General features: G+C 39.4%; 10 protein-coding genes. 3 read left to right on the top strand and 7 right to left on the bottom strand.

The window, feature by feature from the left end; all coding sequences use genetic code 11:
- Position 1: 1 nt before the first annotated feature.
- Positions 2 to 604, bottom strand: a complete 603-nt coding sequence (locus ACED59_RS04095; RefSeq protein ID WP_017097135.1) for a hypothetical protein — start codon at positions 602 to 604, stop codon at positions 2 to 4.
- A gap of 703 nt (positions 605 to 1,307) precedes the next feature.
- Between ACED59_RS04095 and ACED59_RS04090 the strand changes: the two genes are divergently transcribed.
- The 3 genes from ACED59_RS04090 to ACED59_RS04080 all read left to right on the top strand — a co-directional run bounded on the left by ACED59_RS04090 (position 1,308) and on the right by ACED59_RS04080 (position 6,581).
- A complete protein-coding gene (locus ACED59_RS04090) occupies positions 1,308 to 2,621 on the top strand; it encodes a type VI secretion system ImpA family N-terminal domain-containing protein (protein ID WP_017097134.1) in 1,314 nt (437 codons plus the stop codon).
- 66 nt (positions 2,622 to 2,687) lie between these two features.
- Positions 2,688 to 6,080, top strand: coding sequence for a type VI secretion system membrane subunit TssM (tssM, locus tag ACED59_RS04085; protein ID WP_017097133.1), 3,393 nt, complete (start codon positions 2,688 to 2,690; stop codon positions 6,078 to 6,080).
- Positions 6,081 to 6,128: 48 nt separating this feature from the next.
- Positions 6,129 to 6,581, top strand: coding sequence for an Lrp/AsnC family transcriptional regulator (locus ACED59_RS04080; RefSeq protein ID WP_017097132.1), 453 nt, complete (start codon positions 6,129 to 6,131; stop codon positions 6,579 to 6,581).
- A 28-nt stretch (positions 6,582 to 6,609) separates the two neighbouring features.
- Here ACED59_RS04080 and tssG read toward each other — a convergent pair whose 3' ends face one another.
- The 6 genes from tssG to tssA are packed head-to-tail and all read right to left on the bottom strand — an operon-like array spanning position 6,610 to position 13,415.
- Positions 6,610 to 7,602 (bottom strand): type VI secretion system baseplate subunit TssG, encoded by a 993-nt coding sequence (gene tssG / locus ACED59_RS04075; protein WP_029223834.1) that lies wholly within the window; start codon positions 7,600 to 7,602, stop codon positions 6,610 to 6,612.
- Positions 7,599 to 9,347: a type VI secretion system baseplate subunit TssF gene (tssF, locus tag ACED59_RS04070; protein ID WP_029223833.1), complete on the bottom strand. Its 1,749-nt coding sequence runs from the start codon at positions 9,345 to 9,347 to the stop codon at positions 7,599 to 7,601. Before tssF ends, tssG begins: the two co-directional genes overlap by 4 nt.
- A gap of 10 nt (positions 9,348 to 9,357) precedes the next feature.
- Positions 9,358 to 9,768 (bottom strand): type VI secretion system baseplate subunit TssE, encoded by a 411-nt coding sequence (tssE, locus tag ACED59_RS04065; protein ID WP_029223832.1) that lies wholly within the window; start codon positions 9,766 to 9,768, stop codon positions 9,358 to 9,360.
- 60 nt (positions 9,769 to 9,828) lie between these two features.
- Positions 9,829 to 11,304, bottom strand: a complete 1,476-nt coding sequence (gene tssC, locus ACED59_RS04060; protein ID WP_017097130.1) for a type VI secretion system contractile sheath large subunit — start codon at positions 11,302 to 11,304, stop codon at positions 9,829 to 9,831.
- 8 nt (positions 11,305 to 11,312) lie between these two features.
- Positions 11,313 to 11,819, bottom strand: coding sequence for a type VI secretion system contractile sheath small subunit (gene tssB / locus ACED59_RS04055; RefSeq protein WP_012600859.1), 507 nt, complete (start codon positions 11,817 to 11,819; stop codon positions 11,313 to 11,315).
- Positions 11,820 to 11,837: 18 nt separating this feature from the next.
- Positions 11,838 to 13,415 carry a type VI secretion system protein TssA gene (gene tssA, locus ACED59_RS04050; protein WP_017097129.1) on the bottom strand — a complete coding sequence of 526 codons (1,578 nt, stop codon included), beginning with the start codon at positions 13,413 to 13,415 and terminating at the stop codon, positions 11,838 to 11,840.
- Between the last annotated feature and the right edge of the window lies 1 nt (position 13,416).

The raw sequence follows: 13,416 nt of genomic DNA, 5'->3' as shown, positions 1-13,416 counted from the left end.
TTTAAAACAGAAGAGAAACACTAAACTCAACGCCACCCAAACCCTCGTTATAAAAAGGTAAGATGTATGAAGCTTGAGGAACTATTTGCAAGTGCGCGTCAGGGTTACTACCCAATTTAATTACGCTACCTAGAGTGACAACGGCTCCGGCTTCAAATTGGTCGATGTCCTCAAGTTGTGCTCCATATCTAAAGCCTTGGTCATCGACTTTCCAGCGGTTAGAGTATTGTGAATAACCCAAAGATAAACCAGCGCCAATATAAGGCGTAAATATTGACCAACTTCCTAATGCGAATTGGGGGACAATGCGAAATTCGTAGTTAGTCACCTCGTTGTAAACACCATTACTTGGGGCTTCGATGTCTTCGGATAAATAATTTAACCCTAACCACCAGCGCCACCTGTTGTTACTTTCATCAATGGGACGAGTATGGACTAAGCCATATCGCAATGTATCGACTTGTCCAGTCGTTCCTTCTTTGTATTCGATACTATCAATGCTCAGCATATTAACTGAAGCACCATATCTTTCGCCCTTTGCGATCACGATAGATGAAAAAAGGCACATTGTGGATATTAGACCGATTTGACTTAGCTTTCGCATGCTTCCCTCTGATTTCGTCCATATATTAATTAGATGCGCAAGATAGCAAGTATTATTTCTTTTACAAGACAGAGAACACGTTGCAAGCTAATTTCGACATTATAACTAGTAAAAGAAACGATATATCTATTAGAAAATGCATTAAGAAATCAACCAATAAAATGGCACTTTAAAATTAGAACTGTCAATAATAGAAAAGTTAAGCGTTAAGAAAAAGTAACTTTATGGGTAATTGGGTAATTGGGTAATTGGGTAATTGGGTAATTGGGTAATTTTCGATCGCAAATTTAGAAGCAAACATACATAAATTTATCTAAATAGCGTAGAGTCGGCACTTCGATTTCGAGTTAGGCATCCGCTAACAATCAAGATAATGATTAAACGCATCAACCCTGCTCAATTAGCAACCATAAACATAATTAACAATACGCGTACGACATCACAAAAATAACCACAAAAAGACAACCTGGATCATTGAAATGACAAAACATGAGCAATTTTGAAGGTGTAACACTACTTTAATTATGTGACACACGTCACATCAAGGTTATATTCATAAGATTTCAAACCTTTTCACATTCAAATTATTAATTTTAACTATAGAATCATTAAAAATTATAATCACATTATCAATCATGCGGGCTAGTTTTATTGGTTTCGCTGTTTTTAGATTTCATTGTATATACAGTTGGATATTAAGATCATGCTCTCGTCAGATTTTACAAGACGCCCCATTGATGAAAAAAAACCCTACGGAACCAATCCTAACGGGTTAGATGAATTCACAGAGATAAAGCGCCAAATTAATAACATAAACAAGGTCACAGGCAGAGTTTCTTGGAAAAAAGTTCAGACTTTGTCGAAAGAAATACTGTCCAAAAACAGTAAAGATTTCCGTTGTAGCTGTTATTTTACTGTTGCAGCTACGCACAACGAAGGCTTAAAAGGTTTAGTTGAAGGGCTTAACTCTATCTTAGATTTGTGTGTCATTTATTGGTTCACCGCATATCCAGAGGTGACAAAATCAAATGCAAGGATCGGAGCGATTGATTGGATGGTCGAACACACAGATAAACGAATTAAGTCCATAAAAACAAGTTCCGATGACATTCTATTGATCGAAACATGCCACCGCCTATGTCTGAGAATAGAAGAAGAGCTCAGACTACATTACGGTATAAAAGCACCTTCACTAGGGGGAATTCGTCGAACCTTAAAGCACTGGGTTGATGAGCATAAAGAGAACGAAGCAAAACTCTTTGAAGCAGAAAACACAAAAAAACTCCGCGTTTCGGAAGAACATAAAAAGGCAATACCAGTAGTTCAGCCATCAACCATTAAAATCGATGTGTCTAACAACAAACCTAAGAATGCAGCTGAAGTCGATGGAAAATCGACCTCGAGTTATTTAGTCATCTATCTTCTCGTTGGGTTTCTAATTTTGGCTTTATCCTCTCATTTCATTTATAAACAATATCAACGAAAAGAGTTGGCTAGACAAATCGTTACGTCTGATATCCCACAACTGAATGAAATAGTACATTCACTAAAGTATGAATATGCTTCGATTTCTGATGATGTAAGACCTAGTGTCGTCAATCAATTAGATGAATTAATGAAAGATTGGGGTACCGATCCAATTAAAGTGTACGAGATCGATACTCTAAATCAATTGACTATTGATTTAACTAAGGTTTACCCAGACTCATCATCCGTCTTACGTTTACGTAACGAATTCACTAATGAGCAACAAAAGTTAAACGCAGATTACATAAAACTTCATCGACGCTTCTCAAACGCGAGAACTGTGTTTGCAAATGCAATTAGAGGAAGTGAAAGTCAGAAAACAGCACAAGCTTACGAATACAGCAACTCCCTTTTCCCGTTGATTGGCCGTATTGAATATGCAGAAAAAGAAAAACAACAAAAAGAGCTGCAGAAATCTCTTCAAATACTCAACGTCTATTTACACAAAATTAAAAACTTGGAGTCTGAGCTTAAAGCTATTAAACCGTAACATTAAGAAAACGTCTTACGGCCAGATCATACAACAAACTTAAAACAACGAAATAGAAATAGGCTTATGTTAAAACACAAACTAATGAGAAACCCTGTTGTTATATCAACGGTGGTTTTTCTCTTTCTTGTAGCTACAATCGCTGCTACTTATATCCTTTGGCTAGATATAACAGACAAGTTTTATCTTTGGGTTGCTTTAGGCGCTGTCACACTTATCTATTCGTTGTTTCAGGTGACACTGTGGCTTAAGAAAAAAAACAACACTAAAGCCTTAAAACTTGAAACAGAGGAAGAAGCTCTAGCTATGGTAATGCGCCCTCTTCTTTGTCGTTCAAACAAAAAGCCAATATATTTGATGATTGGCAATAAACATGCGGGTCGAACTCAGTTCCTACTTAACTCTAGTGCGATCAAACCGATGGATCAAACTCGTACCGCAAAGAATGATTTTTTCGAATGGTATGAGTCTGACTCGGCTGTATATATCAAACCGGCTCAACGACTGTTATTTCAAGAAGTATCAAGTAATGACAGCGCTTTATGGAATGCGTTTGTAGATGAAGTCATTACACATAAACCAAGAAAGCCATTTTCTGGTTGTCTATTCTTTATTGATTTTGAATTTCTAATTATCTCTGAATCGGAACAAATAGATTACACATTAACAGCTCTTAACCATCGATTAGAATCAGTAAGTGACAAAACATCATCAGCAATCCCTCTTTATCTAATGATGTCTAAGCTCGATAAACTAGAAGGTTTTAAGGAGTACATTCACTTTAGCTCCCTAAAAACATCGGTCGAGTTTCTATCAATCCCATTGAAGGAAGCTAAAGGAGTATTCGTTGAATACTATCACGACAGTTTTCGAAATTTAGTCAAAGTGATGGAGAGTAATGCACTGGATTCATCTTCCCACTCTCACGACGTAAATGAAAAGCAAGCTATATTAGCTTTCCCTAAACAGTTTGAGTTATGTCAAACTGAGATCGCATCAGTAATAGAGCGACTTTCAGAACTGAATACTGGGTCCTATTCACTTGATATCCGCGAAGTGTTTTTTATATCGAATATCCAAGGTGGTAGAAAATACAACCTATTGGCAAAGAGCTGTAGTAACTACTTCAATTTGCCGATCATTGCTTCAGAACATACACAGTTGACTGAAACGCCCTATTTCACTCGCTTCTTGATGGACTCTCAAATCCTCCCAGAATCGGACTTTGCAGGCGAAAACAAAACTTATCTTAGAATGATCCAGCGACAAAGTCGCTTTGCTGTTGCTGTTTCTATCATTTTGCTTGCGAGTGGCGCTTACCTCTTTTCAACGACTTTGAATAGCAATTTAAGAGTGATTAGCCAACTCATTGGGATTGACGACTCACAATCTCTAATTCAAAGAGATAAATCTTTTGATAACTCACTTGAAAATGCAATCCAAATCATACAACCATCTTATCAAGCATGGCTTAGTGGATCTCATGCATTAGATAGTGAACTTTTAAACCTAAACGTTAGCCGTCTCGATGAAAGCACAAAAATCGCTTACAACGCCCTGATCACGCAAATTAGAACGCACCTAATGCCAGCAATTGAACAGGGATATCGTTTACAGCTAACACATAACCAAGACAATGTTAACAATGCGCTGCCTTTGCTCAAAGGCTACTTAATGTTAAATGACCCAAGCAAGCGAGAGACAAAATTTCTACGTCAACAAACAATGTCAACACTAGAAAAGCTAAGCACTCAACCTGAAACGATTGCTAGCGTAATGAAGTATTTAGACGCCTATCTCCGCACGAATTTTGAGCCGGTATCAATAAACATGAATATTGTTCGCGCGACAAGACGATCGTTGCTTTCTCATTCAAACGTAGATTTGGTTTATGCTAGCTTATTACAACAAGCTGGTGATATCGATTTAGGCACTTTGAACCTACAACGAGCGGTTGGTTTTGACTTCAACAATGTTTTCAACGATAACTTAGATCCTGCACGGTTAGAGATCGATAAAGTTTATACGTCAACAGGTTTCAGTACTTTTTATCGCCCTCGCGTCGATTTAATGTCTCAACAGGTTATCACTGATAATTGGGTTCTTGGCCTATCAAACCACATGATTCCTACTGACAAAGAGCAAGAAAGCTTCAAGAGACTAGTAAGGAAGAAATATACCGATGATTACATTAGTTATTGGCGAAATGCTTTGAGCGAGTTAAAAGTAAAACGTTACAACAATGTAGGGGAATTGACTAACGCTATTGATCTAATTTCCGGGCCATCTTCCCCAATGACAACCATTTTAAAACAAGTTTATACAAACACACAATTTTCACCTATAGGCCAACAAAGCATTTTGATGGCCAAGGTTAACCCAAAACTTGCCGGAGCGGTAAAAGCGGCTCCGGATCTCGTTGAAGAAATGGTACAACCCGATTACTTATTAATGAAAAGGGTTGAACAGGCATTTCATATCCTGAATCAGCTGCAGATCAATGAAACTCCAAACTCTCCCACTCCATGGGATGAGACGATAACCGCGCTGAGTCGAGTTCGAACTTATATGAAGGATATTGCTGACGCACCAGATCCTCAAATGGCCGCGCTGTCAGCAGCGCAACATAGAATGGGGAGTACTGAGGCAGATCCTATTATTCGTTTAAAACAGATCGCTCAAAAATCTCCTGAGCCAGTAAGAAGTTGGCTTTTAGACGTAGTTAACCAGAGCTGGTCCGTGATGATTTCTGAATCATCAAAAGGAATACAAACTCTTTGGTATAGTGAAATATATAGCAAGTTCAAAGAGTTAGGATTAGGGAAATATCCTTTCGATTTAAGTGCAACTGAAGAAATTTCAATCGATGACTTTGAACTTTTATTTGCACCAGGAGGGTTACTAGATGCATTCATCGTCAAAAACTTCGCACCTTTTTACGACACAAACCTATGGACACCAAAACAAGTAGAAGGTGAAACGATGCCGCTCTCACCTGAGTTACTCGTTCAGCTTAGAAATTATAATGTAATTAGAGATACGCTAATCAATAAAAGCACAAACCGACTGTATCTTCCTTTTAGCGCAAAAGTACTTGACCTGGACTCTAGTGCAATCAGAGCAAGCTTGAAGATAGCAGACTCAAATATCAATTATTACCATGGCCCTAGCAGAATTCGAGAACTCGAATGGCCTCCTCAAAATGGAGACTTCAATATAAGCATCACAATACAAGACGTAACAGACGAGGGGAAACAACACGTACTGAGTAAAAATGGTCAATGGGCTATCTATAGACTATTTGGAGATTCTACGTTGACAAATACCCACAACGGCAGCTTCGTGAGTGATATAAAAGTATCAGGCAGAGACCTAAGCTTACGAATTACCCCTTTAACTCAGAGAAATCCGTTTACGTTGGCGGAGCTATATAACTTCACTCTACCTGAAGCTATATAATACAAATACAAATACAAATACAATAATTATTCGGCAAAGGCAGAACACATGATGTCAAACATTAGTTTACAAGGCTTAGACAAACTAGATCGCAAAATTCTTTCGAATCTACTCTCAAATGGACGCGAATCGATTGCTAATTTATCTCGAAATATAGGCTTATCACGCACAGCTGTCGCTGAGCGTATCAACAGACTTGAAAAAACAGGTATTATCAAGGGATATACGGCGCAAGTCAGAGTAGAAAACGACGGAAGAAAGGCAGCGAGTTACCTCCTAATTTCTTGCGAGAAAGGTAAAAAAAATGATGTCAGTGATGCACTAAAAGAATTACCTGAAGTTAGGCTGACCAGTATCGTTGGCGGTACATATGACATTATATCTTTGATTGAAGCCCCCGACTTACAATCAATACACCATTTATGCAACGAGATAGAGTCTTTTCATGGTATCCGCTCTCTTAATACCACCGTTGTCTTACACCAACCAATTAGTCGTTAAAACAAAGCCGCTCTTATGAGCGGCTTTTTCATACGCCTCCAATAACCCTAATTTTGGCATCTTTTTCACTCGCTTGACCTAACCATAACGTCTGGCCAAGGCTAGCTCCTTGGCCAAGCTGATTCTTGGGGATCGAACATATATCAACAGTAAGCCTTAGATCCCAAGACATTGGGTCGCGAAGAATGAAGCGCATCAAACCAACTAGGGTGGTATGAAGCTCTCCACCATAGGAAAACTTACGGTACGTATCAAAGTCAACATTGTCGATACAGAGGTTAAATTTCCCGTTTAGGTCTGGGATACTCTTACCTAAATGTAGGTTTGAACCCAAAGTACAATTAGTTCTATTCAATTGATTTCTTTGACATTCTGCAATATTCACTCTCCGGAATACCCACTCTTCAATTCGTACACTTGGTAATGAAAAGTAATGCGCCACAATACCGGAAATTAGTTTAGGCGATCGTGTTCTAGTAGACAGTTGATTAACGTAAGACAAAATCTTTGCACGATCGAGTCCTATCGCTTCTGACTCTTGAATAACATTAGACAAGCCAGCTAGGTGTAACATTCGTCCAGAGAACTTGTCCGCTGCACCACTTTGATACTGAACATGATAACGATACTTTTTCCAAACACGATAAATTAAGCTGGTATATCGATTATGGAAGAAATCAAAAAAATCTTTGACCGGATTATCATCAATATCTCTACCAACTAACTTTTCGGTGTAATTAGCTGGTAAAGGAGAACTAGAGCCGTGCAAGCCCAAAAAATTAGTTTCGATTCTAGAATATTGCTTACCCGATCTTTCCATGTGACAGATAAATTCCATGTCACTTTTAGGGAAACATAGATTTGGTGAAACGCTGAACGCAACCCTCTCTTGACGAAAGTACTTATTTTCACCAACAGCTACAAATTCACCGTCCGGCAAAAGTTGATAATGCTTCTCCAATAACAGAACAGCTTGAAAGAAGCTAAATTCATTGGTCTTCTCTGCTAATACATCAATCATAAGATCGTTTGTTGCCCAGTTAAGCTCGCCCAATGATAGCTTTCTCCACGTTGTTCATCGTAAACTTCTAACTCTGTAAATGAGTTAACGCTTGAATATAATCGTATGAACTCGTTCAGTACATTCGCCATCAAAAACATGTCGCCTTCATTTACAAAAAAGCTAGAGTTCATCATTAACTTTAGTTGATTACCTCGTACTGATACCCCTCTAAACACTCTATCGATAGGTTTCATTTCTGATGAGATAATACCATCAAGCCTATGTAATGAAGCTCTGTGTGCCTGCCTATCTACTCTAGAGTGAAAGTCGTATGTCGAGAGTAAAACTTTAAGTACATCGATATTAGAGAGCGATAAATAATTGAGAGACATATTTGCAATTAGTTGCCATTGGAGCTCTCCGTTGACTTGAGGGCTAACAGATTGTGTAGGTTTAGTAATGTTGCTAAAAGTAGCGTAAGTTGGTGATTTATGTGTTGTATATATGACATCACCAACAGACAATCTTTCAGAAAGATCCGAATTGCTACACTGTAACTTCATCAGCACTGTTTCAGAACCTAGATCTGCGATATCACCATTGTGGGTATGGAAAGAGATAAAACGTTCAAGCCCTCTCCCACTCACTCGCTCAGATACTTTAGACTTGTAAAAATCACGCTTATCTCTCTGGTTGATTTGATGCTCAAAAGACTCAAATTCGATAAGAGGTTTTCGGCGCCTTTCATTTTTACTCCAACTTTCTACTTGGTCTATTGAGTAAACTTCGTAATGATCTTGATTACTACTTTGTGGCCTTACTTTGTATTCATTGCGACGGTGCTCGAGCCTGATCGGGTCCCCATCTTTTTCGAACAGGTTGACGGCTGGAGTGCAATGTAGCCTTAAGTGCTTATCTTTCAGGACGACTTCAGCTGGTAATGCTCTCTTAAAATGAAACTTCAGATTTACAGTACTCTTTTGTGGGACCCCTTTTAACCACTCAAGGCCGGTGACATCAAAGAACATAAATTTCTCAGGTAACGAAAAGTATTCTTGTAACAATCGATAACCGGCAAATGAGTTTTCGCTATAAGGCAATATTGCCTCATCGTCTTGGTAACCAACCGGCTTGACAAACTCAGGTCCTAGTTTACGTTTATAGGCACCGCCAACATCCAGCTCAACATAATCTAAGTATCTAAATATCCACAAAAATAGAATTCTAGTTATATGAATCTCACCATGTAAATGAAACCTCAGTTTATCTAATCCAATACGTGATAGTTCTAAGCCATGTTCAGTAGCCAGTGTTACATCAACCGAAGAGCTTGTTCTGCTGTTACTTTGTTCGATACTTGTTATTTGAAGCGGGAAGAGCTCTACGTCATAACAGGTTCTAAATAAGCACTGCGTTCCTTCAACTTGTTCGCTAGCCATCTCAGCCCCGCGCCTCACTACCGTTTTTTCCGTAACACTTCCTAAATGTGGCGTTAACTCACTAATGCACAACGACGGAATAGAACGCATATAATGTGGCCACAATAGCGTCATCAATGATTGGGTCAACTCTGGAAGTTCGTCGTCGATTTTTTCTCTGATGCGGCCAGTAAGGAACGCAAAACCTTCAAGAAGACGCTCGACATCAGGATCGAATGTCCCTTCGGACAGAAAGTTGGTCAGTTTGGGATTGTATTTGGCAAACTCACTGCCGGATTCTCGTAGATATGTGAGTTCATCTTGAAAGTATTTACTGTTACTCAAGGGACACCTACTAAACGTTAAATTGGCCGTCAGTTCCCATATAGACGTCAATGGACATCGGAACTTTCCCACCGTTATGTAAGACTTCTCCGCAAATGCCAAAGCCTAATTGAAGAGGGTTATCGTGATTTTCTCTATAATGAACTTCTACATTTCGTAGCCGAGGTTCGAAGCTTTCAATAGTGGAAGTGATGTTCTTTTGAATATGGCGAACTAAGTTAGTATTGCTCGAAAGAACATCGTTGAAATCAGGTAAGCCATATTCCCCATCGATCATTGCATTTCCCGAATGAGTATTAAGTAGATCGGCAAGGTGTAGATGAATGGATTCAATCAAATGTTTATGTGAGACTACTTTCTCATAACAGTTTTTAGGTTCACCTAGTTCAATTCGTTCTAGTAATCGGTAACCTTTTTCCATATATAACTCTAATAAAAAAGCAGCCAAGAAATCTGGCCGCTTATTAATTTCTAAAACCTATTATTGGTCTAGTTTACCAACCAAAGATAAGTCAAAGCTTGCACCCATGTACTTGAAATGCGGGCGAACAGACATTGATACTTTGTACCAACCTGGGTCACCCTCAACATCAGACACTTCAACTTTAGCCGCTCGCAATGGTCGACGACCACGAACTTCTGCTGGCGGGTTTTCTTGATCAGATACGTATTGACGGATCCATTTATTTAGCTCGACTTCAAGGTCTGTACGCTCTTTCCAAGACCCTATTTGCTCACGCTGAAGTACCTTGATGTAATGGGCTAAGCGGTTGATAATGAACATGTAAGGTAACTGAGTACCCAACTTGTAATTCATCTCAGCTTGCTTACCTTCAGGCGTATTCGCAAACACTTTTGGCTTCTGTACTGAGTTTGCCGAGAAAAACGCTGCATTGTCAGAACCTTTGCGCATTGTTAACGCCATAAAGCCTTCTTCTGCAAGTTCGTACTCACGACGGTCAGAAACCAATATTTCAGTTGGGATCTTAGTTTCGATCTGGCCCATCGCTTCAAAGTTGTATACCGGAAGATCGTTAACCGCACCGCCGCTTTGAGGTCCAATAATATTTGGACACCAACGGTATTTTGCAAACGACTCACTGATCTTTGAAGCCATCGCGTAAGCTGAGTTACCCCAAAGGTAGTTATCGTGGCTATCCGTAACCATTTCATCGTAATCAAACGCCTTAATTGGGTTATCTTCAACTGAATATGGAGTACGAAGCATAAAGCGTGATGTACACAGGCCTACATAACGTGCGTCTTCGTGTTCGCGGAATCCACGCCACTTAGTATATTGAGGACCTTCAAATACCGATTTCAAATCTTTTAAATTTGGTAATTCTTCATAAGAATCCAAACCAAAGAATTGAGAAGAAGCCGAAGTAATAAATGGTGCATGAGACATAGCTCCTACATTACCCATATATTCCATCAACTTAATATCAGGTGAAGAAGCAGACAATTGGTAGTCACAAATAACAGCGCCTACAGGCTTACCGCCAAATTGACCATACTCACGAGTATAGATCTGCTTGTATAAACCGGATTTAACTACTTCAGGGGCATCTTCAAAATCGTCCAGAACTTCGTCTTTCTTAGCCGAAATAAGTTCGATTTGAATGTTCTCACGGAAGTCCGTGTGATCAACAAGATATTTGAGCCCGCGCCATGTTGATTCAATAGCTTGAATTTCTTCATTGTGTAGAATTGCATCAACCTGCTTAGATAATTTCTGGTCAATCTCAGAGATCATCAAATCAACCAGCGATTGGTCTACTTTTTCTACTGTTGAGCTGCTTAACAACTCACCAATAAATGCTTCAACGCCACGCTTTGCAACGTCAAAACCTTCGTCGCTAGGCTTGAGGCGAGTCTCATTTAGAATGCTATCCAGAAGTGAGCCTGATTCAACTAGAGCTGCTTCTTGTTCTGGTGCTTGTACTTCTGCCGACATGGTATTCCCTACTCTGCTTTTTCGCCTTGGTCTGCACCAATGCTAAGTTCATCCAAAAGTTTCTTTCTTGCTTCTTCATCTTGAAGAACAGCTGCTATCTTCTTACGGAAAGCAGGTACATTTCCTAGAGGGCCTTTTAATGCAACCAAGGCTTCACGAAGCTCTAATAAGCCATTTAATTCTGGAACTTTCTTCGCAATAGACTCAGGAGTAAAGTCCTTCATATTTTTAAATGTAATATCAACGCCAATTTGCGCGCCTTCTTCGTCAGAAAGTCGATTGTCAACGTTTGCTTTGATATTCGGCGCATAGCCTTCTAATACTTCGTTAAAGTTGTCTTTATCGATATTAATAGGATTACGCTCTTCGATCGGTGTTTCATCTGCACGGGCAGTAAAATCACCGACGACCATCATACTTAGAGGCAGTTCAACATCTTCAGACGCATCGCCTGTCGCTGGAACATAACGTATATTAATTCGCTCTTTCGGAGCCACCGAGCCATCACGTGACATAATTAGTCCTTTTCTAATTTATTGCTGGTCATAAATTGTTCCCCATTCGCTATATATCTTTGGTAGAAAATCTTTATTTCGATACAGTTCCCTAAGAGTTTTTTGAATTAAATGCTCTAAGGTGAAAAACAAATGAGGTTCCCAAATTGATAGATTTAATTCTTTGCTGACTTCCCAACTTTTTTCCAAGTAAGGCAAGCACAACGGATACAAACCAACATTTTGGTAGGCTTTTACTAACTTCAAATGCAACATAAACTGCCCACGACCGGAGTTATCCAACTCGAGTTTTTCAGACAGTTCAGCGACATACATACCCAAATCTTCTAGGGCAATATCCTCCATCTCTGATAAATCATCTTCAGAAACAACAATACTTTGAACAATTGAAGAGTTATCCGAAGACGAACCATTACCTGTAGATAACCAAGCAATGGTTGCTTCATCTGCAAATGGAATAGAATTTTTAAAAGATAGGCTTTCAATTCCATTAAAAGAATCGATAAACCTCCTTGTTTCTTGTTTAACGGCCGTTGCAGCTTCGTCATACCCAAGATTACTCAACATTGAATAAACAAAATAATGTCCAGTCAGCCAAAAGGGCGCATCGGTCAGAGTTCGTTCGAGACGCTTAATTGTGTCAATATCACTTTCTTGATGTGCTTTGTCTCGATACTCAACTTGCTGATCTAATGAAACCGCTAAACTCAGCTGAGTAACGTTTTCTTGGTGGTCTGGTAGACCGTCAACGTCGAACCACGTGAGATGACGATAAATCCGATATCCTAATGGTTCTGTCGGATTAGAATGCATCATCATTTCTGCAACTTTTTTTAACGTACGCTTTGATGCTGTCGGAGACGAAAAATCCGTTTCAACGTCAACGAAGTTAAGTTCACTGGGCGAGATCCGTGCTTTATTTGACAAAGCTTGAGTCAAAGAAGAATCTAAAGGTGGTTGAACGTCGACATCTTTCACTTTCTCGGACTTTTCACTCGCTTCGGTCAACAGACCTGTAACGACCGCCCTGTCTTGTCCTAATACCTCTTCGCTTGAAGCTGCGTTCTGCATCAACTGATTTAGCTGAGTTTTTATTTCAAAAAAGTCCGCATCAGAATCTTGAAATATTTGGTCAAATTGGCGCTGAATACTTTCGACTAATGTCACACAACGTGAAAGTGCTTCCCAACTCAAAGATTGGGTAGACAATTTAGTCGAAACAAGTTTAATTTGATGGTTCAACCATTCAACGGCACCATCTCTACCTCGCTTACGTTTTGGATATAACTCGCCCCCAAAATGGCTTATTGATTCGTTAAGCAAAGATAAACCTTCGTCTAGCCCAGCGACTCCGTTCTCTTCAACCAAAGCTCGAATCAAATAGCAAAGCGCTTTAAGATCCTTACTATGTTGACTTAGTACCTCAATTGAATGGACCTTTACTATATGCCAGTCAACAGTCTCACCAAACAATGAACCAAATTTTTTAACTTCAGTTTCCATCATTTCGTAGCAAAACTCATACCTAGCGTCCTCACCCGTTGGAGAGGCTCCTGGTATTGGTGCTAATAACGTTTCTGTATCGATCAAACTCAAG

It is taken from the genome of Vibrio sp. FF266 (assembly GCF_041439695.1).
Taxonomy (GTDB): Bacteria; Pseudomonadota; Gammaproteobacteria; order Enterobacterales; family Vibrionaceae; genus Vibrio; species Vibrio tasmaniensis_A.
The sequence above is the reverse complement of the archived record's forward strand: the minus strand, read 5'-3'. Positions and strand labels throughout refer to the sequence as shown.

Bases quoted from the DNA above. Each gene is read 5' to 3' on its own strand.
- tssG (WP_029223834.1), bottom strand. From the start codon at position 7,602: ATGATTGATGTATTAGCAGAGAAGACCAATGAATTTAGCTTCTTTCAA.
- tssE (WP_029223832.1), bottom strand. From the start codon at position 9,768: ATGGAAAAAGGTTACCGATTACTAGAACGAATTGAACTAGGTGAACCT.
- ACED59_RS04080 (WP_017097132.1), top strand. From the start codon at position 6,129: ATGATGTCAAACATTAGTTTACAAGGCTTAGACAAACTAGATCGCAAA.
- ACED59_RS04095 (WP_017097135.1), bottom strand. From the start codon at position 604: ATGCGAAAGCTAAGTCAAATCGGTCTAATATCCACAATGTGCCTTTTT.
- ACED59_RS04090 (WP_017097134.1), top strand. From the start codon at position 1,308: ATGCTCTCGTCAGATTTTACAAGACGCCCCATTGATGAAAAAAAACCC.
- tssB (WP_012600859.1), bottom strand. From the start codon at position 11,819: ATGTCACGTGATGGCTCGGTGGCTCCGAAAGAGCGAATTAATATACGT.
- tssC (WP_017097130.1), bottom strand. From the start codon at position 11,304: ATGTCGGCAGAAGTACAAGCACCAGAACAAGAAGCAGCTCTAGTTGAA.
- tssM (WP_017097133.1), top strand. From the start codon at position 2,688: ATGTTAAAACACAAACTAATGAGAAACCCTGTTGTTATATCAACGGTG.